The sequence below is a fragment of the Solimonas variicoloris DSM 15731 genome (assembly GCF_000382285.1).
GTDB classification, from domain to species: domain Bacteria; phylum Pseudomonadota; class Gammaproteobacteria; order Nevskiales; family Nevskiaceae; genus Solimonas; species Solimonas variicoloris.
This window is the reverse complement of record NZ_KB907932.1, coordinates 95,060-121,560: the sequence shown is the minus strand read 5'-3', so window position 1 is coordinate 121,560 and position 26,501 is coordinate 95,060. Positions and strand designations below refer to the sequence as shown.

Sequence of the window (26,501 nt, the reverse complement as noted above, 5' to 3'; positions counted from 1 at the left end):
ATGAGCGATCTGCTTTCGACCGGCGTGTCGGCGCTGCTGGCCTACCGCACGGCGCTGAACACGACCAGCCACAACATCGCCAATGCCAATACCGAAGGCTATTCGCGCCAGCGCGTCGATCTGGTCTCGCGACTTGGCTCGGGCTCCGGCAGCGGTTATGTCGGCTCCGGCGTCAGCGTGCAGTCGGTGCAGCGCATTACCGACGCGCTGGTCAGCGCGCGGCTGCAAACCAGCAACTCGGCCTATGCGCGCATCGAGGCCTACAACAGCTATGCCGCGCAGATCGACACGCTGCTGTCGGACAGCGGCACCAGCCTGGCGACGCCGCTGCAATCGTTCTTCAGCGCCGCCAGCCAGCTGGCGTCGACGCCGGCGTCCGGCGCGGCGCGGCAGGCCGTGCTCGGCGCGGCGCAGAGCGTCGTCGATCGCTTCTCGACGCTGCAATCGCAGCTCGACACGATGGACGCGCAGGTCAACCAGTCGCTGCAGTCGACGGTCGCCGAGATCAACGACTACGGCAGCGCGCTGGCCAAGCTCAACGAACAGATCGTCAACGCCCAGGCGCAGTACGGCGGCCAGCCGCCGAACGACCTGCTCGACCAGCGCGACGCGCTGGTGCAGAAGATCGCCAGCCGCGTCGGCATCTCGACGGTGACGCAGGACGACGGCAGCCTCAACGTCTACGTCGCCAGCGGCCAGGCGCTGGTGCTCGGCAGCAAGGCGACGGCGCTGGGCACCGCGGCCGACGCCTACGGCAGCGGCCGGCTCGACGTCACCTACAACGGCCAGCCGGTCACCGCGCAGCTCAGCGGCGGCACGATCGGCGGCCTGCTCGATACGCGGCGCGAGCTGATCGATCCGACGCGCAACGAACTCGGCCGGCTCGCCGCCGGTTTCGCGCAGGCGGTCAACGCGCAGAACGCGGCCGGCGTCGATCTCGACGGCAATCGCGGCAGCGATCTGCTGACGATGCCGTCGGGCAAGGCGCTGCCGGCCAGCGCCAACGCCGGCAATGCCGGCCTCTCGGTCGCGATCGCCGACGCCGGCCAGCTCGGCACCTCCGATTACGTGCTGAAGTTCGACGGCAGCGCCTGGACTGCGACCGACGCGCGCAGCGGCGCCAGCGTGGCGCTGAGCGGCAGCGGCAGTGCCGCCGATCCGCTGCGGCTCGGCGGCGTCGCGATCACCGTCAGCGGCAGCGCGCAGGCCGGCGACAAGTTTCTCGTGCAGCCGACCGCCGATGCCGCCGCGCAGCTGGCGCTGACGACCGGCGATCCGAGCCGCATCGCCGCGGCCAGCGCCGTCAGCGCCAGCGCGGCGAGCGGCAACAGCGCCGGGCTCGGCGCGATCGCGGTCAGCGACGCGTCGAATGCGGCGCTGACCGATCCGGTGACGATCCGCTTCATCGACGCCAACACCTATCAGATCAACGGCAGCGGCAGCTATGCGTACAGCGCCGGCAGCGCGATCAGCGTCAACGGCTGGTCGCTGACGCCAAGCGGTACGCTGGCGGCGGGCGACAGCTTTTCGGTGCAGCAGACCGGCGCCAACAGCAGCGACAACCGCAACGCGCAGGCGCTCGCCGCGCTCGGCGGCCGGGCCTTGTTCGGCATGGACTCGCTGAACGCGGCGCAGTCGGCGCTGACCACGCGCGCGGCGACCGCCGCCCAGCAGGCGAGCCTCGCGCTCGATGCGCAGAGCGCGGTGCAGACGCAGGCCCAGGCCGCGCGCGAGTCGGTGTCGGGCGTCAATCTCGACGAGGAAGCGGCGGACCTGATCCGCTTCCAGCAGGCCTACCAGGCGGCGGCGCAGGTGATCGCCACCGCCAACGAAACCTTCCAGGCGCTGCTGCAGGCGGCGCGCGGCTGAGGCGGAGAACCGGCATGAGAATCTCGACCGCGTGGCACTACCAGCAGGGCGTTGCCGAGATGCAGCGCCAGCAGAACGCGCTGGCCAGGACCCAGACACAGCTCAGCGCCAACCAGAAGTGGCGCACCGCCGCCGACGATCCGGCCGGCTGGGCGGCGGCGCAGAACTACGATCAGCTGCTCGCGCAGAATCAGCAGTACACGCAGGCGGCGCAGAGCGCGCAGGCGCGCCTGCAGCTCGGCGAAGACAGCCTCGCCAGCGGCATCGGCCTGCTGCAGCACGTGCGCGAGCTGGTCGTGCAGGCCAACACCGCGTCGCAGTCCGACAGCTCGCGGCAGGCGATCGCCAAGGAACTGGTCAGCATCCGCGACCAGCTGCTGGCGCTGGCCAATACCAGCGACGGGCAGGGCCGCTACCTGTTCGGCGGCGCCGACGACGCCGGGCTGCCGTTCAGCTGGAACGGCAGCAGCGCCGATTACGCCGGCGACCAGACCACGGTCAGCGCGCAGATCGGCAGCACGCGCTATGTCGCCCAGAACGATCCGGGCGATGCGGTCTTCATGGGCCTGAAGACCGGCAACGGCCGCTTCGCGGTCAGCGCCGCGGCCGGCAATACCGGCAGCGCGGCACTGACGAAGGCCAGCGTCAGCGACGCCGCGGCCTGGGACGGCGGCTCGTACACGCTGCGCTTCAGCGACGCCGGCCACTACGAAATCGTCGACGGCGGCGGCGCGGTGCTGCAAAGCGGCAGCTATGCCGACGGTGCGTCGATCGGCTTTCGCGGCACGACGCTGGGCTTCAGCGGCACGCCGGCGGCCGGCGATCAGTTCACGCTCGGGCCGTCGACGACGCAGGACGTGTTCGCGCTGGTCGACGGTCTCGCCACGCTCGTTGCCCAGCCGCAGGACAGCGAGGCGCAGCGCGCGCAGATCCAGACGGCGCTGCAGCAAGGCCTGACGGCGCTGCAGGGCGCCGAGGATCACTTCGGCGACGTGCGCTCCGGCATCGGCATCCGTCTCAATGCGATCGACGACGCGCTCGACGTGTCCGCCGCGGTCGGCGAGCACGCCACCAGCGCCGCCTCCGATCTGCGCGACCTCGACTACGCCGACGCGATCGCGCGCCTGCAGCTGCAGATGACGACGCTGGAAGCCGCGCAGCAGGTCTACACCAAGGTCCAGGGTCTGTCGCTGTTCGACTACCTGCGTTGATGTCGCGTGCCTGACCGGATCTTCATGCGCGCCGGTCGCGCTTTCACGGCTTCGCCACGAAGCTGAAACAGCCCCCGCTTACCTTGCGCCCCGCGATGTTCGCGCGCATGCCGTAGTGCCGCGCGACGCAACCGTTGCCGCACCGCCGCCTCGATGGTCGGCGCGCGGCGCTGCGGCTGTGCACGTCGCCACCGCCGGAACACCAGTCAGGGGCTCACATGTCACGTCGTTTGGTAGCGATAACAAGGATCGCTTGCGGATCTCTCTTGCTGTGCGGATGGCTCAGTGCCTGCAACAAGGACACCGAGACCACGTACCGCGATCATGCCGTCCGCTATGTCGACGACCAGTCGGCCGGCGAGAACTTCGTCGCCAACGTCATCGCCGCGCCGGCCGACGCGGATTCGCAGTTCGAGGCGCCGGTCGCGACGGTGGTCGAAGGCACGACCAGCAAGGAGCCGGAGCCGACCGTCATCAGCGACCTGCAGAAGTATCAGGTCAACGACGCGCTGAGCATCACTGAAGGCAAGCTCAATCACACCCGCAACGAAGCGCTGATCGTCGCCGACTTCAAGCCCGGCGCCGGCCTGGCGATGGTGCCGGTGCAGCGCTCCGGCGGGCAGTTCACGATGGAGCGCACGACGCGCTCGGCCGACCGCGCGATCGACGCCGGCCAGAACATCGTGCTGGCGGTCAACGCTGATCCTTACGACATGGTCAACGGCTGGAACGTCGGCCTGATCAAGACCGGCGGCGTCACCTACACGGGTTTCAGCGACCGCAATGAAGAGGCGGTGGTGGTCTATGACGACGGCCGCGTCGACATTCTCGATCAGGTGCCGAGCTTCACGCTCAAGCTCTACGTCGCCGGCGAGTACGCGAGCGAAGTCGGCAGCGTCTACCGCTACGACGCTTCGCAGCAGAAGAACGTGTCGTTCTCGCGCGGCAGCTCGCCGGTCGCCGTCTACACGGCCGAGAACTACCGCGGCACGATCGACCTCAGCGGCAAGACCGGCGTGCTGGTGCGGCCGCAGGCCAACGGCGTCACCGTCATCGCGCGCAAGGACGGCAGCAACAGCGTGCAGTTCGCGCCGTTCTCCGGCGAGGTCGTCGGCCAGGTGCAGGGCGACGCCAGCTATGTGATTCCGGCCGGCCACGCGCTGATCGTCGGCGCCGCCGCGATCCCGGCCGGCAGCCAGATCGCGCTGCGCTACGAGACCGACGATGCGAACTGGTCTACGGTGCGCTATGCGCTCGGCGCCGGCTTCGGCCGCGGCCTGCTGGTCGACAACGGCGAACTGGCGGCCGACGCCGACGAGAACGAGATCAGCAGCCGCACCGCCTTCGGCATCCGCGCCGACGGCAGCGCCTTCTTCCTGATCGCCGACAAGCCGGTCGGCTCGACCGGCGACGGCATCTCGCGGACCAAGCTCGGCCAGCTGATGCGCGCCTACGGCGCGGTCAAGGCGGTGAACTTCGATGGCGGCGGCTCGACGACGCTGGTCAGCCGCTTTCCGGGCGAGCGCTACACGCATCTGCTCAACACGCCGTCGGACGGCGCGGAACGCGTGGTTGCGACCAAGTGGGCGCTGACGATCGATCCGCAGCACGCGCCGTCGGCCAATGGTGTCGCCGTCTATCCGCGCGAGCTGACGCTGCTCGCCGGTTCGACCTACCGCCGCTTCCGCGGCGTCGGCTTCGACGCCGGGCAGTGGGAGCGCGACGGCCTGCCGGTCGAGTACGGCCTCAGCGATGCGGCGCTCGGCCTGATCGATCCGGTCACCGGCGCCTTCCGCGCCGCCAGTGGTGACGCGCAGGGCTACGTCGTGGTGCGCGCCGGCGACAAGAAGGGCGTCGCCCGCGTGCGCGTGATCTCGCAGATCGACGCGATCAGCTTCGCGCGCAGCGTCTACACGCTCGACGGCGGCGCCTCGCTGCAGCTGCAGCCGGTGCTGAGCAGCGGCGGCCGCGCGGTGACCTACGACAACAGCATCCTGCACTACAGCGTCGACAATCCGGCCGACTGTTCGCTCGACGCGGCGAGCGGCGTGCTGACCGCCGGCTTCGTGCAGGGCCGTCGCTGCACGGTGACGGTCAGCGTCGGCGAGCAGTCTGCCTCGGTGCAGGTCGACATCGGCGTGCCGCCGGTGGTGATGGAAGACTTCGAAGGCGACACCAGCCTCTATGCCGCCTCCGGCGCCCGCCACAAGAAGGTCAGCATCGAGAAGGTCGGCGAGCCGGTGTTCGCCGGGCGCTATTCGATGCAGCTGAGCTGGGAGACCGATCCGAAGCAGCCGGGCACGTTCGGCGCGTATCTGACCGATCCGTCGAAGACCAAGACGCTGCCGGGCTATCCGAAGTACCTCGGCGTCAACGTCTACATTCCGGACGAGCTGGCCGGCAAGGTCTGGTGGGTGCGCGGCCTGCTCGTCGATGCCGACAACAAGCAGGTCACGATCAACTACAACAACGACGGCGAGCCGCTGCCCGAGCGCGGCTGGCACTTCATGAAAGCGCAGATCCCGGAAGGCTTCCGCGAGCCGCTGCGCTTCTCGCAGCCGTTCCGCTTCCTGGTGCTGAAGACGGCCGAGCGCATCGACTCGCATGTGCTGCTCGACAACTTCACCGCCGTCTACAGCGACAACACCGACCTGCAGGGGCCGGGCGTGACGGTGACGCCGGCCAGCGGCACGACCGTCGACAACGCCGCGCCGAAGATCAGCCTGCAGCTCAACGATGCGTCCGGCGTCGACTTCCAGGACTTCGAGCTGCAGCTCGACGGCCAGGACGTCAGCGCCCAGGTCGTCGGCAACGGCCGCGACCGCCTCGACTACCAGACGCAGAACCTCGCCGACGGCTGGCACCGCGTCGATTACCGCGTGCATGACATCAACGGCAACGTCTCGGCCGGCGACCTGCTGTTCAACGTCGTCACCGGCGCGTCGCGCATCTACGTCGACAGCAGCAACGTCACGTTCTACCCGGGCGGCAGCTTCGATCTGCCGATCCGCGTCGAGGGCGGCGCGCACTTCGGCACGCTGAACCTGCGCCTCGGCTACGACGCGACCAAGGCCAGCATGGAAGTGATTCCGGGCGATCTGGCGCCGGGCGGTGTGGTCGCCGGCAACGGCACCTGGAGCGGCAGCTTCAGCGGCTTCGCGGCGTCCACGCAGACGCTGGCGACGCTGCGCCTGAAGGTCAAGGACTACATCCAGAACACCGACATCTCGGTGACGGTCGGCGGCGAACTCGATGGCCAGACCTACTACCATCCGGTGATCCGCAAGCCGGTCGGCGGGCGTTATGTGCTGATGACCAACTGGGGCGTCGGCGGTCAGGCCGCGGATCTGCTGGTGGTCGGCGGCGACGGCCGTCCGGCCCCGGGCGTCAGCGTCGAGTCGCTGGTCTACAACAGCGCGACCGATACGGTCGGCAACGTGAAGCCGCTCGGCAGCACCGACGCGCAGGGTCTGCTCAAGGTCGATCTGCCGGCGGCGAGCGCGACCCAGGAGCTGATCTTCCGCGCCTACGACGGCAGCGGCTCGTCGCTGATGAGCAAGGTGCTGGCGCTGGTCGAGCGCCTCGATTACGCGCCGCGCCATGCGTTCCTGACGCCGACCGGTGATCCGTCGGTGGTCAACGTCACCTGGTTCACCTCGCTCGGCGCGCAGGCCTCGCTCGTCCACTACGGCACCAGCGGCGCACTGTCGCGCAGCGCGCAGGGCTACTCGGAGATCGTGCCGTTCTTCTACGGCACCGAATCCGGCGCGGTGCGCGTGCATCACGCCCAGCTCAGCGGCCTGCAGCCGGGCACGACGTACTACTACAGCGTCGGCGACGGCACGCTGCAGATGAGCCCGACCTATTCGCTGCGCACCGATGATGGCGACGACGCGGTCGACATCTTCCTGTTCGGCGACACGCAGACGCTGTCCGACGAAAACATCTTCAACGGCAACGGCCTGGTCCGCGAGCTGTACCGCAAGATGCAGGCGCAGCTGCCGGGTGGCGAGCTGATCCTGCACGTCGGCGACTTCACCGACGACATCACCGACTACCGTCTGGTGCGTCTGTTCTTCGACGCGATGCAGGGCGAGGGTCAGCTGGCGTCGAAGCTGCTGGTGCCGGCGGAAGGCAACCACGAGGTCCTCAACGAGGGCGCCGTGAAGTTCGCTTCGCTGTTCCCGCTGCCGTATGCGCAGGGCAGCAGCGTGGCGCCGTACGACCGCGCCAACTACAGCTTCGACTACGGCAACGCGCACATCGCCGTGCTCAGCAGCGAGCCGCCGGACGAAGCGGACTGGCAGGCGATGATGGCCTGGCTCGAAGCCGACATGAAGGCGAGCGGCAAGACCTGGAAGATCCTGATGCTGCACCGGCCGCCGTACAACGGCAATCCGGCCTCGGGCAACGGGCGTTCGGCCGCCTACATTCCACCGGTCGTCGACGCCGCCGGCATCGATCTGGTCATCAGCGGCCACGACCACATGTACTCGCGCTCGGTGCCGCTCGCGGGCGGCTCGCCGCGCGCCGGTGGCGCGACCTACCTGATCGCCGGTTCGGATTCGGCCAAGTACTACGACAGCAACGGCACCGGCATCGCCCGTCTCGCCGACGTGCTGTTCGACGACAACCTCAACACCTACACGACGCTGTCGATCCGCGGCGCGCAGATGCACGTACTGACCAAGACCCTCGACGGTCAGGTGGTCGACGACATCGTGCTGCAGCCGCGCGCGGCCGCCGCGCACCGAACGGAAGAACGCCCATGAAGAAACTGCTGATGCCGCTGCTGGCGCTCGCCGCGCCGCTGGCCGCCTGTACCGAGACGGAGCACAAGGTGGTCGACCGCGACGTCCCGGTCGAGGTCATGCCGGTCGATGGCCACACGCTCGGCTTCTGGACCATGCAGACGCGCGCCTGCACCGACGTCGCCGCGCTCTGCGTCAACGACAACGCGCCGTACGGCAACGACCTCGTGCTCGAGGACGCCGGCCTGCAGCCGCTCGCCACGCGCGACCTCGTGCGCGGCGACAGCGCCGACACCGGCGGCCAGATCATCCAGCTCAACGCCGACGGCGAGACCGCGCCGGCGCAGCTGCGTACGGCCGACAACTCGGTGTTCGCGAACACGCCGATCGGCGACGTGTTCGCGATCCACCTGCGCTTCAAGCCGGCCGCCGGCGACGCCCTGCAGACGGTGCTGTCGCTCGGCAGCGCGGTGTTCAACGTCGAGGCCAGCGTCGACAGCGTGGTCGTCGAGTTCCCGGCGCAGGACAAGCGTCTGCTGCTGCCGCTCGACGGCCGCGGCGACTGGACGAATCTGTACGTGGCCGCCGACGGCCAGAACGTGCGCGTCGAGCTCGACTGCAAGGCGGTCGCCGGCTTCGCCAAGGCCGCCGGCGCGCCGCTGCTGTCGCGCGACGCGACGGGCCTGATGCTCGGCGCGCGGCCGGATACGCCGGCCCGCGAGCATTTCAGCGGACTGCTCGAGCTGCTGCGCGTCGCCGACAGCGACGAGGCCGATCTGTTCTGCCGCTGAGCGCCCCGGCGCGCACGGCGGCGTCCGCCCGCCGTGCGCGCTTTTTAGTATTCGACGGTGACGACCACCGTGTCGCTGTAGACGCCCGACGCGGCGTTCTGTCGCGCCGGCAGGCGGCCGTAGACGGTGTAGTTGCGCGTCACGATCAGCAGGCCCAGCGCGTAGCCGTCGCTGACCGTCTGCGTGCTGCCGGTGCCGTCGCCCCAGACGCTCGTGCGCGTGCTGTTCGTATAGAGGTTGTAGTTCAGCGTATACGGGCCGGTCGACAGGCGGCGCGGATTGAAGCTGCCGCTGACACCGGGGCCGAGCTTGATCGTGTAGTTGACCGCGATGCTGAGCAACGCGGTGCAGGTCACCGTCACGGTGCCGGTCGTGTCGAGATCGACGCTGGAGAACGGACTGTAGTTGCCGAACGACACGGCGCTGGTCGAAGCCGAGCAGCTTTCGAGCAAGGCCAGCGCCGGCCGGCAGGCGAGGCAGAGCGGTATGGCCAGCAGGCAGGTGCGCAGTTTCATGGCAGGGGCCGGACGGTGCAGGGGACATCGAGTGGCGCGTCGCTGAGGCGATCCTCGGCGCGCAGCGCGGCACGGGCTGAACATTGCCCGTCGTGCCAGCGCACGTCGAGGGCATAGTTTCCGGGCCGGCCGTCGAGCAGCAGCTCGCCGCCGCGGCCGGTGAAGCGCGGCGCCAGGCCGGCGGCGGCGACGTCGCTGCCCGGCGGCGGCGGGCGGCCGTCGGCGAGGCGCAGGCGGATCCGCCGCGCGGCGGCGGCCGGCGCGCCGAGGCGCACGCGGATCCCGCCGTAGCCGGGCGCTTCGATGCGCCGCGCGGTTTCGTCGAGGCGCGCGTCGATCGCGAAATCGCTGTCGGCGATGGCGATGCGGCGCGGCTCGTACGGGCGCAGGTCGGGCACCAGCAGGCGGCCGTCGGCGCCGGTCGTGCCGGCCAGACGGTTTTCGTCGTAGATGCGCACCGCTTCGGCGCCGCCGGTTTCGACGACCGCGAACGGGCCGCTGGTCGGCCGGGTCCAGAACCAGTCGGGACCGAGTCCGACGACGCCGCTGCGCAGCCCGACGCGGACGGCGCTGCCATCGGCGTCGCGCTCGACGTCGGTACGCACGATCGCGCGCGGATCGGTCAGCGCGGCGCTGCCGCCGACGCGCGTGCTCGCGCCATGCTCGACGTAGGCGCCCGCGTCCCAGCCGATCGATTCGAGCCGCGCGCGCTGCACCGAGACACGTTCGACATCATCGCCGTCGTTGCGCTGCCAGCTGGCGCCGCCGCTCAGCGTGCGGCCGAAAGTCCAGCTGAGGTTCGCGTACAGGCTGCTGCGCTGATGGTCGCTGACATCGGCGAAGCCGCCGACGGCCAGCGCACCCTGGTGCCAGAGGCGTGCATTGCCGCCGAAGCTGAACCCGCGCAGCCGGGTGCCGTCGGGGCCGCGGTCTTCGAGCCAGGCGAGGCTCAGCGAGCCGAGGCCGGCGAGCTGCCGGCTGCCGCGCACGACCGTGCGCTGCAGCGAGGCCGGCTCGATCTCGCCGACGCGGCGCAGGCTGCGCGGCGTGCGCGTGTACGAGGCGCCGTAGCTCCAGGCCGGCGTGTTGCGCTCGAGGCCGGCGCTGAGCTCGAGGCCGTGGCTGTCGCCGCTGCCGAAGGCCAGACCGCCGCCGAGCACGCCGAGGTACGGCAGCAGATAGGCGGCGCCGGCGCCGTAGACCTGACGGTCGGCGCTGGCCTCGGCGTGCAGCTCGCCGGTCAGCCAGTCGCTGAGACCGCGCCGCCAGGTGCCGGCCGCGAAGGCATCGCCGTAGTGCAGCGACTCGCGGCCGTAATCACGCCGCTCGCTGCCGGCCTCGACGGTGTAATCGTCGAGCCCGGCGCGCAGCAGCTGCTGGGACGCGTAGAAGTCGTAGCGGTAGACCGAACTGCGGCCGAGCAGATCGGTGACGACCAGCTGGATCTGGCCACCGCCGGTGATGACCGGAATGCGCTCGAGCTGGAACGGTCCGGCGTCGACGTCCTGGTGTGCGCGCAGCGTGCCGTCGACGTAGACGTCGACGGCGCTCGGCAGCGCTGCGCTGGCGGTGACGCCGGGCAGCGGGAAGGTGACGATGTCCGGCTGCAGGCTGAAGTCCGTGCCCCACTGCGCGCCGGCGAAGCGCAGTGCGCGGCCGAACGCGCCGCCGCGCGTGATGCCGTCGCCGAGGCGCAGCCGGCGCAGATGCAGCGGGTCGTCGACGGTCCAGCTGGTATCGAGTCGCACCGCGCGCTCGCCGTCGTAGAGCAGCGTGTTGCCGGCGAGCCCGTACGGGCCGAACAGGCCGGCGTCGAGCAGGCCTGAAACCGTGTCATGGCCGCGCGCATGCAGGTACTGCAGGTCGGCCTGCGCGTAGCCTCCCGGCTCGGAATGCGCGAAGCGCGTCTGCCGCTCCGGCAGCAGGCGACGCACGTCGCGCGCGCGCAGCGGGCTGGCGTCGACCGACAGCGTCTGCTCGCAGGCGTTGACGGCGTAGCGCAGTCCGTCGACGGCATCGAGCCGGTACCAGGCTTCGTCGCCGCGCCGCAGCGGCGGCTCCGGCGCGGCGATGCCGATGAATTCGAACAGGCGTTTCGGCGCGTACAGCTGGCCGTCGGGCAGGCGCAGCAGCAGCAGATCCTCGCCGTCGTCGCGCGGATCGCGCAGCACGTGCAGCAGCAGGCGTTGCGGCGTCGGCGGAAAGATCTCGGCGCGATCCGGGCAGCGATCGGTGAACCAGCCGTTGCCGGCGACGGCCGTGCCGCTCACGCATGGCAGCGCCAGCGCGAGCGCGAGGCTGGGGAGCTTACGGCGTCGCGAGCGGGATCGTGCTGTCATCGGCGCCGGCGTCGGTCGTCGCCGAGATGCGCAGGCGGCGGGCGAGCGGTGGCGCGGCGGCGAAGCGCCATTCCGAGTAGGCGCCCGGCAGTACGTCGCGGAAGCCGGCGTCGTGGCCGATCTCGATCTGGCGATCGGCATCGAACAGACGCAGGCCGGCACGGCGCTGGTGCACGTTGCCGTCGTTGTCGGCGCGCAGCACGTAGGTCTGGCCGTCGAGTCGCGCGCTCCAGCGCCAGCTGCGCCGCACCGCGCCCTGCGGCGCGACGAACAGCGGCACGCCGAGCCGCAGCATGAAGTTCAGCTGGCTCGCCGGCGGCTCGCTGGCGCGCGGGATCTCGGTCAGGTAGAGGCGGAAGGCCTGCTCATCGCTGCCCGCCGGTACGTCGAGCAGGCCGACGCGCACCACCTGCTGCGCGCCCGGCGCCAGCTCGAACAGCGGCGGGTTGGCGATGAGCGCGTCGGTCGCTTCGTAATGATCCCGACCACCCGGCTGCGTCCAGCGCAGCAGCTCGATCTGGAAGCGGTGCGCCGCGGCGTCGCTGTTGGCGGCGGTCAGCGCCGCGGTCGGCCGCGCCGCGGCCATGTCGAGGCGCAGCGGGCTGACGGCGATGCCGCCCGGCGCCGCCCGTAGCGGGGCGGCGATCAGCAGCGCCGCGATGACACCGAACCGGCGCAGCAGCGCGAGGCGCATGGCGCTCAGTAGTTGACGGTGATGTTGACGGTGTCGCTGTAGGTGCCGCTCGGCGAGGCGAGCGAGGCCGGTACGCGGCCATAGACGGTCAGCGTCTGCGTCAGGCCCGAGCCGGTGCCGTCGACGGTGTCGGTGCCAGCCGTCGTGCCCCAGTTCTGGGTGCGGCCGCTGTCACGGTAGAGGCTGTAGCCGAGCAGGTCGGTGCCGAGCGTCGCCTTCATCTGCCGCGTGGTCACGGTGCTGCCGTTGGCGCCCTGATCGAGCGCGACGGCGTACGGCGTGTTGAGCGTGCAGGTGACCAGGATGCTGGCGGTGGCGTCGGTGTCGCCGGAACCCGTGACGTTGCCGAAGCTCAGCGTCGCCGGCGCGACCGAGCAGATGTTGAGGACCAGCGCGTTGACGGTGAGCGTGCTGCTGGCGGTGGCGGCGATCGCGACTTGCGGCAGGGCGACGGCGGCCAGCAGCACAGGCACGATGACGCGGACATTCTTCAGAGACATGGTGAGTTCCCCCACTGAAAGTGCGAGCGGCGGTTCGCCGGACACCATCTAGATTACGCGCGGACCGGGCCGGTACCGCAACGAAGAAGATAGACGGCGAAGAAACAGGCCCGCAACGGTCTCTTGCCGGACGCGTGGAACATGCGGTGGAACCGCATTTTATCGCCTCATGCCGTGGCGTTCGTCGGCGTCTGCGCCGCCGTCCGGCGCCGGCAAGAGCCCGTTCTTGCCGCAGGTCCTGGGTTCTGCCGCCTCTGGTCGCCGAGAGCCGGACCGGCGCGCGGGCCGCGCCTCGGCGCGCAGGCGGCGGCAGGGCGGCGCGCTGCGGCGAGCGCGACGCTGCGCCCGACGCCGGAAAGCGCCATGCCACCGTGCAAGCCGACGCGACGCCGTTCATCGACGCCGCATCGCCGCTCGTCGCCCATCGAAGAATGCGCTCAAGTTTGCGCGGCGTAGCCCGATAAGGGATCAGCAACGGCAATCCGCTCGCGGATCTGCTGAGGCAGGACCGAAAGCCGCAGTGGCCGTCGGCCCGGACTTCAACCCTTCCTCATCAGGAGTGCATTCATGCAAGGCATTAATACCAACGTGATGTCGCTGAACGCGCAGCGCAATCTGCAGTCGTCGCAGTCGTCACTGGCCACCTCGATCCAGCGCCTGTCGTCGGGCCTGCGCATCAACAGCGCGAAGGACGATGCCGCGGGCCTGGCGATCTCGAGCCGCTTCTCCAGCCAGATCACCGGCATCAATCAGGCGCAGCGCAATGCCAACGACGGCATCTCGCTGGCGCAGACCGCCGACGGCGCGCTGAGCTCGATCTCCGACTCGCTGCAGCGCGTGCGCGAGCTGGCCGTGCAGTCGGCCAACGCCACCAATTCCTCGACCGACCGCGCCGCGCTGCAGACCGAAGCCACGCAGCTGCTGCAGGAAATCGACCGCGTCGCCAACCAGACCAAGTTCAACGGCGTCGCGCTGATCGACGGCAGCTTCACCTCGTCGGTGTTCCAGGTCGGCGCCAACGCCGGCGAGACGATCACCGTCTCGGGCCTGGTCGACGCCAACACGGCGGCGCTCGGGTCGGTGACCTCCGCCTCGGGCCAGTCGAGCGCGGTCTCCGGCATCTCCGCGCTCGGCGCGGTCGGCGCCGGCGCGCTGGTCATCAACGGCGTCGACGTCGGCGCCAGCATCGGCGCCGCGGGCACCTCGCAGCAGCGCGTCGGCCAGGTCGTCGATGCGATCAACAACTACGCGACGACCACCGGCGTCAACGCCGCGTTCGACAGCGCCACCGGCCGCATCGTCCTCAGCTCGGCCGCCGACATCGCCGTCACCGGCACCGACGACGGCACCGCCACCGGCTTCAACGTCGCCGGCGGCGACGGCTCGGCGACGGCGGCCACCACGACCGGCCTGACCTCGCTGGACCTCAGCTCGTTCTCGGGCGCTTCGCTGGCGATCCAGCAGGCCGACAGCGCGCTGTCGCAGATCAACTCGGCGCGCGCCACGCTCGGCGCGGTGCAGAACCGCTTCGAGTCGGTGGTGTCCAACCTCGCGACCACGTCGGAGAACCTGTCGTCCGCCCGCTCGCGCATCCAGGACGCCGACTTCGCGGTCGAAACGGCGAACATGACGCGCTCGCAGATCCTGCAGCAGGCCGGCACCTCGATGCTGGCGCAGGCCAACTCGGTGCCGCAGAACGTTCTCAGCCTGCTCAAGGGCTGAGGCGGTTCCGGGGTGAGGCCCTCCGGCGCGATGCGCCGGAGGGCCGCCTCGCGAACGGATTCGCGGCGTGACGAACGGGCCCGGCGGAGGACGCGCGGCCAGCGTGGTTCGAAGCGGGCCATGACCGGAGCATCCGGTGATGAGCGACACGATCAAGGCAATCGAAGCGGTGGCCGCGCCGGCTGGCAGCGGCCGTTTCGGCGTTTCCGTCGCGCGCGAGCAGACGTCGGCCGACGCTGCGGGCGGGCGCGCGGTCGACGCCGACGAACTGCGGCAGGCGCTCGGCGAGGTGCGTGACACGCTGGCCGGCGCCGGTGTCGATCTGACCTACCGCGTCGACCGCGAGCTGAATCGCGTTATCGTCGAAGTCGTCGATCGCCGGGACGGCACCGTGCTGCGGCAGATTCCGGGCGAGGAAGTGCTGCGCCTGGCGCGGCTGATGAAGGGTGGCAACGGCGGCCTGCTGCAGGCCGAGGCATGAGGAGAGACTGAGGATGGGCATTACTTCCGCCGGCGTCGGCTCCGGGCTCGACATCGAGTCGCTGATCACCAAGCTGGTCAGCGCCGAGCGCAGTCCGACCGAGACGCGCCTGACGACCAAGCGGAGCGTATTCAATACGCAGCTGTCGGCAGTCGGTACCTTCAAGTCGGTGCTGTCGACGCTGCAGACCAAGCTCGCCGCGCTGAAGTCCGGTGGCGAGCTGATGACGCTGTCGGCGACCTCGTCCGATACCGACATTCTCGGCGTCTCGACGAGCAGCACGGCGACGCGCGGCAATTACCAGGTCGAGGTGCAGAGCCTCGCCAAATCGCACAAGCTGGCCAGCTCGGCGTTCGCCGGCGCCGACGCTACGCTGGGGGCGGGCGAGGTGACGATCGGCGTCGCCGGCAAGAGCTTCAAGGTCACGCTCGGCGATACGCAGAACACGCTCGTCGATCTCAAGAATGCGATCAACAAGGCCACCGACAACACCGGCGTGACGGCGACGCTGATCAGCGAGAGCGGCGGCACGCGCCTGGTGCTGAGCAGCAACGAAACCGGCGCCGCCAACGCCATCACCGTGTCCTCGTCGCTGCTCGGCTTCACCGAACAGCAGGCCGCGCAGGATGCGCACGTGCGCATCGACGGCTACGACGTCTACTCGGCGTCGAACAGCGTCAGCGACGCCATCGACGGCGTCACGCTCAAGCTGCAGAAGGCCGAGCCGGGCACCACGCTGTCGCTCGACGTCGCCCTCGATACCGACGCCGCGGCCAAGACCGTGCAGAGCTTTGTCAACGCCTACAACGCGGCGATCGGCACGATGGCCTCGCTGACCCGATACGACGCCGGTACCAAGACCGCCGCGGTGCTCAACGGCGACGCCATGGTGCGCGGCGCGGCGGGCACGCTGCGCGGCATTCTCGCCGGCGCCGGCGCATCGAACGGCAGCTACCAGTATCTGGCGCAGATCGGCATCACCGCCAAGGCCGACGGCACGCTGGAAGTGGACAGCGAGAAGCTCTCGGACGCGCTCGCCGACGACAGCGCCGCCGTGCAGAAACTGTTTGCCGGCGACGGCGGTTACGCGACGCGGCTCGACGCGGCGATCGAGAAGATCGTCGGCGACGACGGCCAGGTCGAGGCGCGCAACGACGCGCTGCAGGCGCGGCTCGACACGATTTCCGATCAGCTCGACGGTCTCGACGCGCGCATGGTCAAGGTCGAGGCCCGCTACCGCCAGCAATACACCTCGCTCGATGCGCTGCTCGCCAGCATGCAGAGCACCAGCAGTTATCTGAGCCAGCAGCTCAGCGCGCTGTCGAAGCTGAGTTCCTCGTCCTCATCCGCGTCCGGCTGAGCGTCCGCCGCGCGGTTCGATGTGCGTTGCCGGCTGCCGCCGATGCGGCGTGGCGGCGAACGGGCGGGGCACGCGGTGCGCTTGCTCCGGACTCAGTCGACCGCGTGGCCCTCGCGCGCCGCGCAGGCGGCGAGGGTGTTGTGCATCAGCATCGCCACCGTCATCGGGCCGACGCCGCCCGGCACCGGCGTGATCCAGGCGGCGCGCTCGCGGGCGGCCTCGAATTCGACGTCGCCGACGATCTTGCCGTCGGCGAGGCGGTTGATGCCGACGTCGATGACCGTCGCGCCGGGCTTGATCCACGCGCCCTTGACCAGGCCCGGCTTGCCGACCGCGGCGACCAGGATGTCGGCGCGCGCGACTTCGCCGGCGACGTCGACGGTGAAGCGGTGGCAGCAGGTCGCGGTGGCGCCGGCCAGCATCAGCTCCAGCATCATCGGCCGGCCGACGTGGTTGCTGGCGCCGACGACGACGGCGCGCTTGCCCTTGAAGGTCTCGCCGGTCGAGCGCAGCAGCTCCATCACGCCGAACGGCGTGCACGGCCGCAGCGCCGGCAGGCGCTGCGCGAGGCGGCCGATGTTGTACGGGTGGAAGCCGTCGACGTCCTTGTCGGCGCGGATGCGCTCGGTGACGCGCGTGGCGTCGAGCTGCGACGGCAGCGGCAGCTGCACGAGGATGCCGTCGATGTCGTCGTCGGCGTTGAGGCGGTCGATCGCGCCGAGCAGTTCGGCCTCGCTGATCGTCGCGTCGAAGTGCATCGGCACCGAGCGCACGCCGACCTTCTCGCAGGTCAGGCGCTTGTTGCGCACGTAGATCTCCGAGGCCGGGTCGGCGCCGACCAGGACCGTGGCCAGCGCCGGCCGGCGGCGGCCGGCGGCGACGCGCGCGGCGATCGCGCTGCGGACACGTTCGTGGATGGCGGCGGCGACGGCCTTGCCGTCGATCAGTTGGGCGCTCATGGGGATTCGGGTCTCGGCGGGGCGCGTATTGTAGGAAAAGCGCGCCCCGCCGGTGCGACCGGCACGCTGGCGCGCGTCCCCGCGGCGGTTCCGCGGACCGGCTAGCCCGCCACGGCGTCCGGCCGGCGGTCGCCGTGGCGGCGCAGCGGGGCGACGATCAGGCGCTTGAGCGGTGGCAGGTGCTCGGTCAGCTGCAGCGCGGCGCGGCGCGCCAGACGCGCCGGCAGCCGCTCGTCGGTATAGAGGCCGACGAGCGCGTTGGTCAGCTCGTACAGCGGCCGCGCCGCGCGCCGGTGCTCGGCCTCGTAGCCGCGCAGCAGCGGCAGCGCGCCGATGTCGGCGCCGCGCCGCTGCGCCGCGCGCACGGCGTTGGCGAGCGCCGCCACGCTGCGCAGGCCGAGGTTGTAGCCGTGCGCGGTGACCGGATGCATGCCGACCGCGGCGTCGCCGATCAGGGCGTAGCGTTCCTTGCAGAACTGCTCGGCCCAGACCGCGACCAGCGGATAGACGTGGCGGCTGCTGGCGAGGCTCAGGCGGCCGAGGTGGTGGCCGGTCCAGTCGCCGATGCGCGCCGCGAAATCCTCGGCTTCGGCCTGCGCCAGCGCGGCGATCTGGCGATGCGGCTGGGTCAGCACCAGCGAACTGCGCGATCCGTTCAGCGGCAGCAGCGCGAGGGTCGCGCCGTAGACGAACCATTCCTCGGCGGTCTGGCAGTGCGGCCGCTCGTGCTCGAGGCGGCAGACCAGCATGCTCTTGCCGAAGTCGCGCATGCGCGCGGCGATGCCCATCGCCCGCCGCGTCTCGGAGAAACGGCTGTCGGCGGCTACCACCAGCCGCGCGCGCAGCCGGCGGCCGTCGTCGAGCCGGACTTCGGCGTGGCCGGGCGCGGTCTGCAGCGCGGTGACGCGGGCGCTGTACCAGCTCAGGCGCTCGGCGTCGGCGAGGCTCGCGTAGCTGGCCTGGCGCAGGCGGTGGTTCGGCACCAGCCAGCCGAGCTCGCCGGCGCCGTCGGCCTGCAGATGCAGTGCGCTGCGCGTGCCGCCGTCGCGCACGCGCGCGTCGCGCAGGCGCGAGATGTCGTCGTCCGCGAGGTGCGGCCAGATGCCGTAGTCGCGCAGCCGCGCGACCGAGTCCGCGCTCAGTGCGATCTCGCGGCCGTCGAACGGCGCGTCGGCGAGCACCTCGCGCGGCGTCGGATCGACGATGGCGACACTGAGCGGGTCGGCGCCGAGCGCGCGCGCCAGCGCCAGTCCGGCCGGGCCGGCACCGATGATGATGAGATCGTGGACTGCGCTCGGCTGGTCGTTCATGGCCGGCCACCTTAGGCAGGCGCCGGGTGCCGGGAACTGATCGCGATCAAGGACACGGCGGCCGGCTTCGGCTACCCGCAAAGATGCGCGCCGGTCGCGCCGGGCGTTCCCGTACACTAGGCGCCCTTTTCCCCGAACAGGGTGGCGCGGCCGGGCGCCATCCGCCGCCACCGCAGCCGACGATCCTCGCGTGCCCCTGCTGAGCGCCGACCAACTGACGATCCAGCGCGGTGACCGCGCGCTGCTGCGCGATTTCGACCTGCGTCTGGCGGCCGGCGAGCTGCTGCATCTGCGCGGCGCCAACGGCATCGGCAAGACCTCGCTGCTGGAGACCCTGGCCGGTCTGCGCCGGCCGGCGGCGGGCCGGTGCCGGCTCGCCGACGAGGCCGCCGGCCTGCACTGGCTCGGCCATCGCAACGGCCTCAACCTGCAGCTCAGCGCGATCGACAACCTGCGCTTTTGGTGCGGCATCAACGGCGCGTCGCCGGACGGCATCGACGCTGCGCTGGCCGGCGTCGAACTGCCGGCGCGCGCGCGCCGCCGCGCCTGCCGCAGCCTGTCGGCCGGACAGAAGCGGCGCAGCGCGCTGGCCCGTCTGCTGCTGCAGCCGCGACCGGTCTGGCTGCTCGACGAGCCGCTCGACGGTCTCGACGCCGGCGGTCTCGCCCTGTTCGCGGCGCTGACGCAGGCGCATCTGGCGCAGGGCGGGGCGGTGCTGATGACCAGCCACCAGACGCTGCCGGCGCCGCTGGCGGCGCGCGAGCTGATCCTGTGAAGGCGCTGGCCGCGATCTTCGCGCGCGAGCTGCGGCTGGCGGCGCGCGCCAAGGCCGAGTGGCTGATGCCGCCGCTGTTCTTCGTCATCGTCGTCACCGTGTTCAGCTTCGGCACCAAGCCCAACGATCCGCAGCTCGCCGCGTTCGCGCCGGCGGTGCTCTGGGTCGGCGCGCTGCTGGCGGCGCTGCTGTCGCTGGAACGCCTGTATCGCACCGATCAGGAAGACGGCACGCTCGAACAGCTGCTCGTCAGCCGCACGGCGCTGAGCTTCGCGGTGTTCGTGAAGGGCCTGGCGCACTGGCTGCTGAGCGGTCTGCCGATCGTGCTGCTGGCGGCGCCGCTGGGCCTGATGCTCGGCCTGGCGCCGCCGCATCTCGGCCCGCTGGTGCTGGGCCTGGCGCTCGGTACGCCGTGCCTGAGCTTCATCGGCGGCTTCGTCGCGGCGCTGACGGTGGGCTTGCCGCGCGGTGGCGCGCTGCTGCCGGTGCTGGTACTGCCGCTGATCGTGCCGGTCGTGATCTTCGGCGCCGGCAGCGTGCGGGCTGCCCAGCAGGGTCTCGATGCAGGGGCTCCGCTATACTTCCTGGCCGCCATTTTGACGTTGACGCTGACCCTCCTGCCCTGGCTCGCCGCCGCGGCGCTGCGCAATGCCTTCGAATAGCTCCGGACATTCCGGCCCATGAACTGGACGTGGTTCCACCGCCTCGGCTCGCCGCCGAGCTTCTACCGCTTCGCCGGACGGCTCGCGCCGTGGCTGGGCGGTTTCGGCCTGCTGCTGCTGGCCTACGGCTGGTATGCGGGCCTGGTGCTGGCGCCGCCGGATTACCAGCAGAAAGACGCGTTCCGCATCATTTACGTCCACGTGCCGGCCGCCGCCGTGTCGCTGTCGCTCTATGTGCTGATGGCGGTTGCCGGCGCGGTCGCGCTGATCTGGCGGATGAAACTGGCCGAGGCGGTGATGGTCGCGACGGCGCCGGTCGGCGCCAGCTTCACGGCGCTGGCGCTGGTCACCGGCATGCTCTGGGGCAAGCCGATGTGGGGCGCGTACTGGGTCTGGGACGCGCGCCTGACCTCGGAGCTGGTGCTGCTGTTCCTTTATTGCGGCGTGATCGGTCTCCACGCGGCCTTCGACGACGCCCGCGCCGGCGCCCGCGCCTGCGCGCTGCTGGCGATCGTCGGCCTGGTCAACGTGCCGATCGTGCATTTCTCGGTGGAGTGGTGGAACAGCCTGCATCAGGGCTCGACGGTGCTGAAGTTCGGCCGGCCGGCGATCAGCGCCGACATGGCGCGTCCGCTCTACGCCGGCCTGCTGGCGACCTACTGCCTCTGCGCGCACGCGATCCTGCGCCGCGCCCAGAACGAGCTGCTGCTGCGCGAGCGCAACACGCGCTGGGTGCGCGAGCTGGCGACGGAACTTGGCGGAGGCGCGCGTGTCTCCTGAGTTCTGGAAGATGGGCGGGTATGCGCTGTATGTCTGGGGCAGCTTCGGCATCGCCGCCGGCATTTACCTGTGGAACCTGATCGCGCCGCGGCTGCGCCGCCGCGCGATCCTCGAGACGCTGCTCGACGACGAATGACCAAACGGCAGAAACGCATGGCGGCGGTGGCCGCGCTGGTCGCGGGCCTCGCGCTCGCGGCGGTGTTCGGCTTCACGGCCTTCCGCAAGAACATGATGTATTTCTACACGCCGACCGACATCGTCGAGCACAAGGTCGCCGACAACGCGCGGCTGCGCCTCGGCGGTCTCGTCACCGTCGGCAGTCTCAAGCGCGGCGAGGGCCTGAACGTCGAGTTCATGCTCGCCGACTGCGAGAAGTCGCTGCCGGTGCGCTACGACGGCATCCTGCCGGACCTGTTCCGCGAGGGGCAGGGCATCGTCGCCACCGGGCAGATGAAGGACGGCGTGTTCGTCGCCGACGAGGTGCTCGCCAAGCACGACGAGAACTACATGCCGCCGGAACTGGCGAAATCGCTGAAGACCGCCGACGGCCAGCATTCCTGCGCACCGTTCAAGTCGGTCATGCAGGCCGCCAGCTGAACGATCCGCAGAGGCCCGCATGATTCCGGAACTCGGTCACTTCGCGCTGGTCGCGGCCCTGCTCGTGGCGCTGCTGCAGGTCGCGCTGCCGGCGCTCGGTGTGTGGCGCCGCGACCGCCGCCTGATGGCGGTCGCCAGCTCGGCGGCGCAGACGCAGTTCCTGCTGATCCTGTTCGCGTACCTGTGCCTGACCTGGGCTTTCGTGACGCGCGACTGGTCGGTCGCCTACGTCGCCGCCAACAGTCATTCCGAGCTGCCGCTGGCCTACCGGGTCAGCGCGGTCTGGGGCGCGCACGAGGGCTCGATGCTGCTGTGGGTGCTGATGCTGAGCGGCTGGGCGGCGGCGGTGTCGGTCTTCAACCGCCGCCTGCCGCCGGATCTGGCGGCGACCACGCTGGCGGTGCTCGGCGCGGTCGGCGTCGGCTTTCTGCTGTTCATTCTGCTGACCTCGAATCCCTTCGAGCGCAGCTTTCCGGTGCCGGCGGACGGCCGCGACCTGAACCCGCTGTTGCAGGATCCCGGCCTGGTCATCCATCCGCCGATGCTCTACATGGGCTACGTCGGCTTCTCGGTGGCGTTCGCGTTCGCGCTCGCGGCGCTGATCTCGGGCCGGCTTGACGCCGCCTGGGCGCGCTGGACGCGGCCGTGGACGACGACCGCCTGGCTGTTCCTGACCTGCGGCATCACGCTCGGCTCGTGGTGGGCCTACAACGAGCTCGGCTGGGGCGGCTGGTGGTTCTGGGACCCGGTCGAGAACGCCTCGTTCATGCCCTGGCTGGTCGGCACGGCGCTGATCCATTCGCTGGCGGTCACCGAGAAGCGCGGCCAGCTCAAGGCCTGGACCGTGCTGCTGGCGATCCTGGCGTTCGCGCTGTCGCTGCTCGGCACCTTCCTCGTGCGTTCCGGCGTGCTGGTGTCGGTGCACGCCTTCGCCACCGATCCGGCGCGCGGCGTGTTCATCCTGACGTTCCTGGCGATCGTGCTCGGCATCGCCTTCACGCTGTACGCATGGCGCGCGCCGCGCTTCGTCTCGGTCGCCGACTTCGCGCTGTTCTCGCGCGAAGGCCTGCTGCTGCTCAACAATGTGTTCCTCGTCGTCGCCGCGTTCGCGGTGCTGCTCGGCACGCTCTATCCGCTGCTCGCCGAGGCGCTGAACCTCGGCAAGGTTTCGGTCGGACCGCCGTACTTCAATGCCGTGTTCCTGCCGCTGACCGCGCCGCTGGCGGTGCTCGTCGGTCTGGCGGCGGCGGTCGGCTGGAAGCGTGCCAAGCCGGCCGAGGTCTGGAAGCGCGTGCGCGTGCCGGCGGCGCTCGCCGTCGTCGCCGGTCTGGCGCTGCCGTGGGCGCTCGGCCATCGCACGCTGCTGGCGGCGATCGCCGGCGGCATGCTCGCGATCTGGGTGCTGCTGACGGCGGCGCAGGAGATCGGACGCCGCGTGCTCGCCAAGCGCGATCGCGTGCAGGGCCTGCTGCAGGTGCCGCGCGCGGTCTGGGGCATGACGCTGGCCCACGCCGGGCTCGGCATCTGGGTGCTCGGCGTCAGCTTCGTCAGCCTCTACAGCGTCGAGAAGGACGTGCGCCTCGGCCCGGGACAGGCCGCCGAGCTGTCCGGCTACGCGTTCCGCTTCGACGGCGTCGAAGGCCGCGCCGGCCCGAACTACGACGCCGACCACGGCCGCGTCGAGGTCTCGCACGGCGGCCGCGTGCTCGCCGAACTCGAGCCAGAGAAGCGCCGCTATCGCGCCAGCGGTCAGGTCATGACCGAGTCGGCCGTCGACCACAACGCGCTGCGCGATCTCTACGTCGCGCTCGGCGAGCCGATCGACAAGGCCCGGGCCGACGGCGACTGGGCGCTGCGCCTGTACTACAAGCCGATGATGCGTCTGGTCTGGTGGGGCGGCTTCATCATGGCGCTCGGCGGCCTGATCGCCGCGTCCGACCGCCGCTACCGGCTCGCGCAGGCGCGCGAGACCGCCGCCGTGCGCGCCGAGGCGCTCGCCTGATGCGCCTGCGCTATCTGGTTCCCGCGCTGGTCCTGATCGGCCTGGTCGTGCTGTTCGCGATCGGCCTGCGCCACGATCCGCGCGAAGTGCCGAGCCCGCTGATCGGCAAGCCGGCGCCGGCGTTCTCGCTGGCGGTGCTTGGGGCGCCGCAGCAGACCTACACGCTCGCCGACCTCCAGGGCCGGCCGGTGCTCGTCAATTTCTTCGCCAGCTGGTGCGCGGCCTGCCGCGTCGAGCATCCGTTCCTGATGCAGCTGGCGGCGCAGGGCGTCGAGATCGTCGGCGTCGACTACAAGGACACCGACGCCGACGGCGCCGACTGGCTGGCCCGGCACGGCAATCCGTACCGCACCGTGATCGCCGATCCGCAGGGCGCGATGGGCCTCGACTGGGGCGTCTACGGCGCGCCGGAGACCTTCGTGCTCGATACGGCGGGGACCATCGTCTACAAGCAGATCGGTCCGCTATCGGAAGCGGTCTGGCGCGAGCGCGTCGCGCCGCTGCTGCAGGGAGCCAAGCCGTGAAGCGCGGAACGCTGAAATCCCGGTTTGCGCCGCTGGCGCTGCTCGCCGGCCTGCTGCTGGCGCTGCCCGGCGCGCCGCTGCGCGCTGCCGAGCTCGACGCCGAGCAGCAGGCGCGCTACCAGACGCTGATCAACGAACTGCGCTGTCTGGTCTGCCAGAACCAGACGATCGCCGATTCCAACGCGCCGCTCGCCGCCGACCTGCGTCAGCAGGTCGAGACGCAGATCCGCGCCGGCCGCAGCGATGCCGAGATCAAGCGTTACCTGACCGACCGCTACGGCGACTTCGTGCTGTACCGGCCGCCGTTCAAGGCCAAGACCTGGCTGCTGTGGGGCGGGCCGTTTGTCGTGCTGCTGATCGCGCTCGCGGTCGCGCTGCGCTTCGTGCGCGCCCGCCGCGCCGCGCCGGCCGCGACCGCGGTCGACGCCGCCGCGCTGCGCCAGGTGCTCGCCGACGAGGCGGGCGACGACGCGCGCCGACCACCGGAAAACCGTTCGTGACCCTGCTCATCGTCGTGATGGCGGCCATCGCCGTGGCCGCCGGGCTGTGGCTGACCCGGCCGCTGTGGGCGCGGGCGACCGCCGCCACGCTGCGCCGCAAGCGCGCCAATGTGATCGCCTACGAAACGCGCGTCGCCGAGATCGACGCCGACGTCGCCGCCGGCACGCTCGACGCCGAATCGGCGCAGCAGCTGCGCGACGAGGCCGGCGCGCGCCTGCTCGATGACGCCGCCGCCGCCGCCGAGGCCGGCGAGTCGGCGCCGCGGCGGCGCGGTCTGGCGCTCGCGCTGGTGCTGCTGCTCGGCGCCTTGGCCGGCCTCGGCTACTGGCTCGAAGGCAGCTGGCGGACGCGGGCGCTGATCGAGCTGGCGCAGCGCGATCCGCAGGCCGCCGAGCAGCAGATGATCGACGGCATGGTCGGGCAGCTCGAGCGACGCCTGAAGTCGGCGCCGGACGACGCGCAGGGCTGGGCGATGCTCGGCCGCGCCTATCTGGTGCTGCAGCGCTACTCCGACGCGGCGCAGGCCTACAGCCGCGCCAACGCCCTCAGCGTCGCCCAGCCGCAGGCCGAGTGGCTGATCGCGGCCGGCGCGGCGCAGGGCATGGCCAATCCGCAGCGCGATCTGCGCCCGGCGCGCCCGCTGTTCGAGCAGGCGCTGACGCTCGATCCGGGCAACGTCGAGGCGCTCTGGTACGCCGGCCTCGCCGCGCTGCAGGCCGACGACGCGGCGGCGGCCTACGCGCACTGGCTCAAGCTGCGCGAGCTGTCGCCGCCGGAAGATCTGGCCGCGATCCTCGACCAGCAGCTGCCGGCGCTCGCCGCCAAGACCGGCCAGACCCTGCCGCCGAAACCGGCGGCCGCGCCGTCCGGCGTGCAGCTGACAGTGCACGTGCGCCTCGCCGACGCGCTGCGCGCGCAGCTCAAGCCGGGCATGACGCTGATGGTGTTCGCCAAGGCCGAGAACGGCCCGCCGATGCCGCTGGCGGTGCAGCGCATCGCGTCGCCGCAGCTGCCGCTGAGCGTCACGCTCGACGACAGCCAGGCGATGATGCCGGCGATGAAGCTGTCGGCCTTCGAGCGCTGGGTGGTCACGGCCCGCCTGACGAGCGGCGCTGGCGCGCAGGCGCTGTCCGGCGATCTCGAGGGCAGCCATCCTGCCAGCCGCGCCGAGGCCGGCTCACCGCTCGAACTGGTGATCGACCGGCAAGTGCCCTGAGTGGCATCCTGCGAAGCTTGCGGCCGGCGCATCGAACCAACAGCATTGAATTGAAAAACAAGGGGATTTTGATGAACGCGACGCTCGCCCGGCTGCCCTCGGCGGAAGGCCTCTATCTGAAGGCGGCGACCACCGTGCTGCGCCGGCCCAAGGGCAAGCCGCGCATTCCGCAGTACGGCGTGCAGGTCAAGGGCGTGCGCGTCTCGGCGCAGCAGCTGTCCGACTACCGCCAGGTCTGCGGCTTCGCCGACAGCCACACGCTGCCGATCACCTTCCCGCACGTGATGGCCGCGGCCCTGCACCTGCACCTGATGACGCAGCCGCAGTTCCCGCTGCCGCTGCTCGGCCTCGTGCACGTGCGCAACCGCATCGAGCAGGTGCGCGGCCTCGGCACCGGCGAGAGCTACGATTTCGACGTGCGCCTCGGCGAGGCGCGCGAAGTGCGCCAGGGCCTGGAGTTCGACATCGTCTCCAGCGTCACGGTCGACGGCGCCGAGGTCTGGAACGAGGTGATGACCACGCTCTACCGCACCCCGGGGCCGAAGAAGCCGGCCGCCAAGCCGGCGCCGCTGCCGGCCAGCCTGTCGGACTACATCGCCGTCGACGCGCCGGCTGACATCGGCCGCCGCTACGCCAAGGTCGGCAAGGACTTCAACCCGATTCATCTCGCGCCGCTGCCGGCCCGGCTGTTCGGCTTCAAGCGTCACATCGCCCATGGCATGTGGTCGGCAGCGCACTGCACGGCGCTGCTCGCCGATCACCTCGAAGGCGAGCCGCAGCTGCTCGACGTGCAGTTCCGCCAGCCGCTGTTCCTGCCGGGCCGGGCGGCGCTGAAGTTCGCCCACGGCATCGGCGAGCACGGCAGCGGGAACGGTATCGAATTCGCGCTGCTGGCGCGCAACTCGGACAAGGTCCATTTGACCGGCCTACTGCGCTAAAATC

23 protein-coding genes are annotated in these 26,501 nt (G+C 70.8%); 17 read left to right on the top strand and 6 right to left on the bottom strand.

Annotated features, from left to right (window positions below; translation table 11 throughout):
* The 4 genes from flgK to H149_RS0111200 all read left to right on the top strand — a co-directional run bounded on the left by flgK (window position 1) and on the right by H149_RS0111200 (window position 8,622).
* The gene (gene flgK / locus H149_RS0111215) at window positions 1–1,869 is read left to right on the top strand and encodes a flagellar hook-associated protein FlgK (protein WP_020649849.1); all 1,869 of its coding nucleotides are present in this window, start codon (window positions 1–3) and stop codon (window positions 1,867–1,869) included.
* A 14-nt stretch (window positions 1,870–1,883) separates the two neighbouring features.
* The gene (gene flgL, locus H149_RS0111210; protein WP_020649848.1) at window positions 1,884–3,080 is read left to right on the top strand and encodes a flagellar hook-associated protein FlgL; all 1,197 of its coding nucleotides are present in this window, start codon (window positions 1,884–1,886) and stop codon (window positions 3,078–3,080) included.
* A 266-nt stretch (window positions 3,081–3,346) separates the two neighbouring features.
* Window positions 3,347–7,852, top strand: coding sequence for a phosphodiester glycosidase family protein (locus H149_RS0111205; RefSeq protein ID WP_020649847.1), 4,506 nt, complete (start codon window positions 3,347–3,349; stop codon window positions 7,850–7,852).
* The gene (locus H149_RS0111200; RefSeq protein WP_020649846.1) at window positions 7,849–8,622 is read left to right on the top strand and encodes a hypothetical protein; all 774 of its coding nucleotides are present in this window, start codon (window positions 7,849–7,851) and stop codon (window positions 8,620–8,622) included. Before H149_RS0111205 ends, H149_RS0111200 begins: the two co-directional genes overlap by 4 nt.
* Before the next feature lie 44 nt (window positions 8,623–8,666).
* On the opposite strand, the gene H149_RS0111195 is transcribed toward H149_RS0111200, so the two are convergent.
* The 4 genes from H149_RS0111195 to H149_RS0111180 are packed head-to-tail and all read right to left on the bottom strand — an operon-like array spanning window position 8,667 to window position 12,670.
* Complete coding sequence (locus tag H149_RS0111195; RefSeq protein ID WP_020649845.1) at window positions 8,667–9,137, bottom strand: Csu type fimbrial protein; 471 nt, start codon at window positions 9,135–9,137, stop codon at window positions 8,667–8,669.
* On the bottom strand, window positions 9,134–11,407 hold the full coding sequence (locus tag H149_RS0111190; protein WP_020649844.1) for a fimbria/pilus outer membrane usher protein: 2,274 nt from the start codon (window positions 11,405–11,407) through the stop codon (window positions 9,134–9,136). Before H149_RS0111190 ends, H149_RS0111195 begins: the two co-directional genes overlap by 4 nt.
* A 37-nt stretch (window positions 11,408–11,444) precedes the next feature.
* On the bottom strand, window positions 11,445–12,170 hold the full coding sequence (locus H149_RS22185; RefSeq protein WP_020649843.1) for a fimbrial biogenesis chaperone: 726 nt from the start codon (window positions 12,168–12,170) through the stop codon (window positions 11,445–11,447).
* A gap of 5 nt (window positions 12,171–12,175) precedes the next feature.
* Window positions 12,176–12,670 carry a Csu type fimbrial protein gene (locus H149_RS0111180; RefSeq protein ID WP_020649842.1) on the bottom strand — a complete coding sequence of 165 codons (495 nt, stop codon included), beginning with the start codon at window positions 12,668–12,670 and terminating at the stop codon, window positions 12,176–12,178.
* A gap of 567 nt (window positions 12,671–13,237) precedes the next feature.
* Between H149_RS0111180 and H149_RS0111175 the strand changes: the two genes are divergently transcribed.
* From H149_RS0111175 to fliD, 3 genes are all read left to right on the top strand, one after another.
* Window positions 13,238–14,392 carry a flagellin N-terminal helical domain-containing protein gene (locus H149_RS0111175; protein ID WP_039748762.1) on the top strand — a complete coding sequence of 385 codons (1,155 nt, stop codon included), beginning with the start codon at window positions 13,238–13,240 and terminating at the stop codon, window positions 14,390–14,392.
* A gap of 139 nt (window positions 14,393–14,531) precedes the next feature.
* Window positions 14,532–14,873 carry a flagellar protein FlaG gene (locus H149_RS20680; RefSeq protein WP_020649840.1) on the top strand — a complete coding sequence of 114 codons (342 nt, stop codon included), beginning with the start codon at window positions 14,532–14,534 and terminating at the stop codon, window positions 14,871–14,873.
* Window positions 14,874–14,886: 13 nt separating this feature from the next.
* Window positions 14,887–16,233, top strand: coding sequence for a flagellar filament capping protein FliD (gene fliD, locus H149_RS0111165; RefSeq protein ID WP_020649839.1), 1,347 nt, complete (start codon window positions 14,887–14,889; stop codon window positions 16,231–16,233).
* 92 nt (window positions 16,234–16,325) lie between these two features.
* On the opposite strand, the gene folD is transcribed toward fliD, so the two are convergent.
* A complete protein-coding gene (gene folD / locus H149_RS0111160; RefSeq protein WP_020649838.1) occupies window positions 16,326–17,192 on the bottom strand; it encodes a bifunctional methylenetetrahydrofolate dehydrogenase/methenyltetrahydrofolate cyclohydrolase FolD in 867 nt (288 codons plus the stop codon).
* A 101-nt stretch (window positions 17,193–17,293) separates the two neighbouring features.
* The gene (ubiM, locus tag H149_RS0111155; protein WP_020649837.1) at window positions 17,294–18,502 is read right to left on the bottom strand and encodes a 5-demethoxyubiquinol-8 5-hydroxylase UbiM; all 1,209 of its coding nucleotides are present in this window, start codon (window positions 18,500–18,502) and stop codon (window positions 17,294–17,296) included.
* Between the two features lie 190 nt (window positions 18,503–18,692).
* Here ubiM and ccmA point away from each other — a divergent pair, with 190 nt between their 5' ends.
* The 10 genes from ccmA (at window position 18,693) to H149_RS0111105 (ending at window position 26,497) form a co-directional block, all read left to right on the top strand.
* Window positions 18,693–19,277 (top strand): heme ABC exporter ATP-binding protein CcmA, encoded by a 585-nt coding sequence (ccmA, locus tag H149_RS0111150; protein WP_020649836.1) that lies wholly within the window; start codon window positions 18,693–18,695, stop codon window positions 19,275–19,277.
* Window positions 19,274–19,939 (top strand): heme exporter protein CcmB, encoded by a 666-nt coding sequence (ccmB, locus tag H149_RS0111145; RefSeq protein WP_020649835.1) that lies wholly within the window; start codon window positions 19,274–19,276, stop codon window positions 19,937–19,939. Before ccmA ends, ccmB begins: the two co-directional genes overlap by 4 nt.
* Window positions 19,940–19,957: 18 nt before the next feature.
* The gene (locus tag H149_RS0111140; protein WP_020649834.1) at window positions 19,958–20,719 is read left to right on the top strand and encodes a heme ABC transporter permease; all 762 of its coding nucleotides are present in this window, start codon (window positions 19,958–19,960) and stop codon (window positions 20,717–20,719) included.
* Complete coding sequence (ccmD, locus tag H149_RS22755; RefSeq protein WP_245540505.1) at window positions 20,709–20,855, top strand: heme exporter protein CcmD; 147 nt, start codon at window positions 20,709–20,711, stop codon at window positions 20,853–20,855. The genes H149_RS0111140 and ccmD overlap by 11 nt, the downstream gene beginning before the upstream one ends.
* Window positions 20,852–21,316 (top strand): cytochrome c maturation protein CcmE, encoded by a 465-nt coding sequence (gene ccmE / locus H149_RS0111130; protein ID WP_020649832.1) that lies wholly within the window; start codon window positions 20,852–20,854, stop codon window positions 21,314–21,316. The genes ccmD and ccmE overlap by 4 nt, the downstream gene beginning before the upstream one ends.
* A gap of 19 nt (window positions 21,317–21,335) precedes the next feature.
* Complete coding sequence (locus H149_RS0111125) at window positions 21,336–23,318, top strand: heme lyase CcmF/NrfE family subunit (protein WP_020649831.1); 1,983 nt, start codon at window positions 21,336–21,338, stop codon at window positions 23,316–23,318.
* Entirely contained in the window at window positions 23,318–23,842 is a 525-nt protein-coding gene (locus H149_RS0111120) for a DsbE family thiol:disulfide interchange protein (protein ID WP_020649830.1), read from the top strand. The genes H149_RS0111125 and H149_RS0111120 overlap by 1 nt, the downstream gene beginning before the upstream one ends.
* Window positions 23,839–24,342, top strand: a complete 504-nt coding sequence (locus H149_RS0111115; protein ID WP_020649829.1) for a cytochrome c-type biogenesis protein — start codon at window positions 23,839–23,841, stop codon at window positions 24,340–24,342. Before H149_RS0111120 ends, H149_RS0111115 begins: the two co-directional genes overlap by 4 nt.
* Window positions 24,339–25,559 (top strand): c-type cytochrome biogenesis protein CcmI, encoded by a 1,221-nt coding sequence (gene ccmI, locus H149_RS20675; protein WP_020649828.1) that lies wholly within the window; start codon window positions 24,339–24,341, stop codon window positions 25,557–25,559. The genes H149_RS0111115 and ccmI overlap by 4 nt, the downstream gene beginning before the upstream one ends.
* Window positions 25,560–25,630: 71 nt before the next feature.
* The gene (locus tag H149_RS0111105) at window positions 25,631–26,497 is read left to right on the top strand and encodes a MaoC/PaaZ C-terminal domain-containing protein (RefSeq protein WP_020649827.1); all 867 of its coding nucleotides are present in this window, start codon (window positions 25,631–25,633) and stop codon (window positions 26,495–26,497) included.
* The last annotated feature ends 4 nt before the right edge of the window (window positions 26,498–26,501 follow it).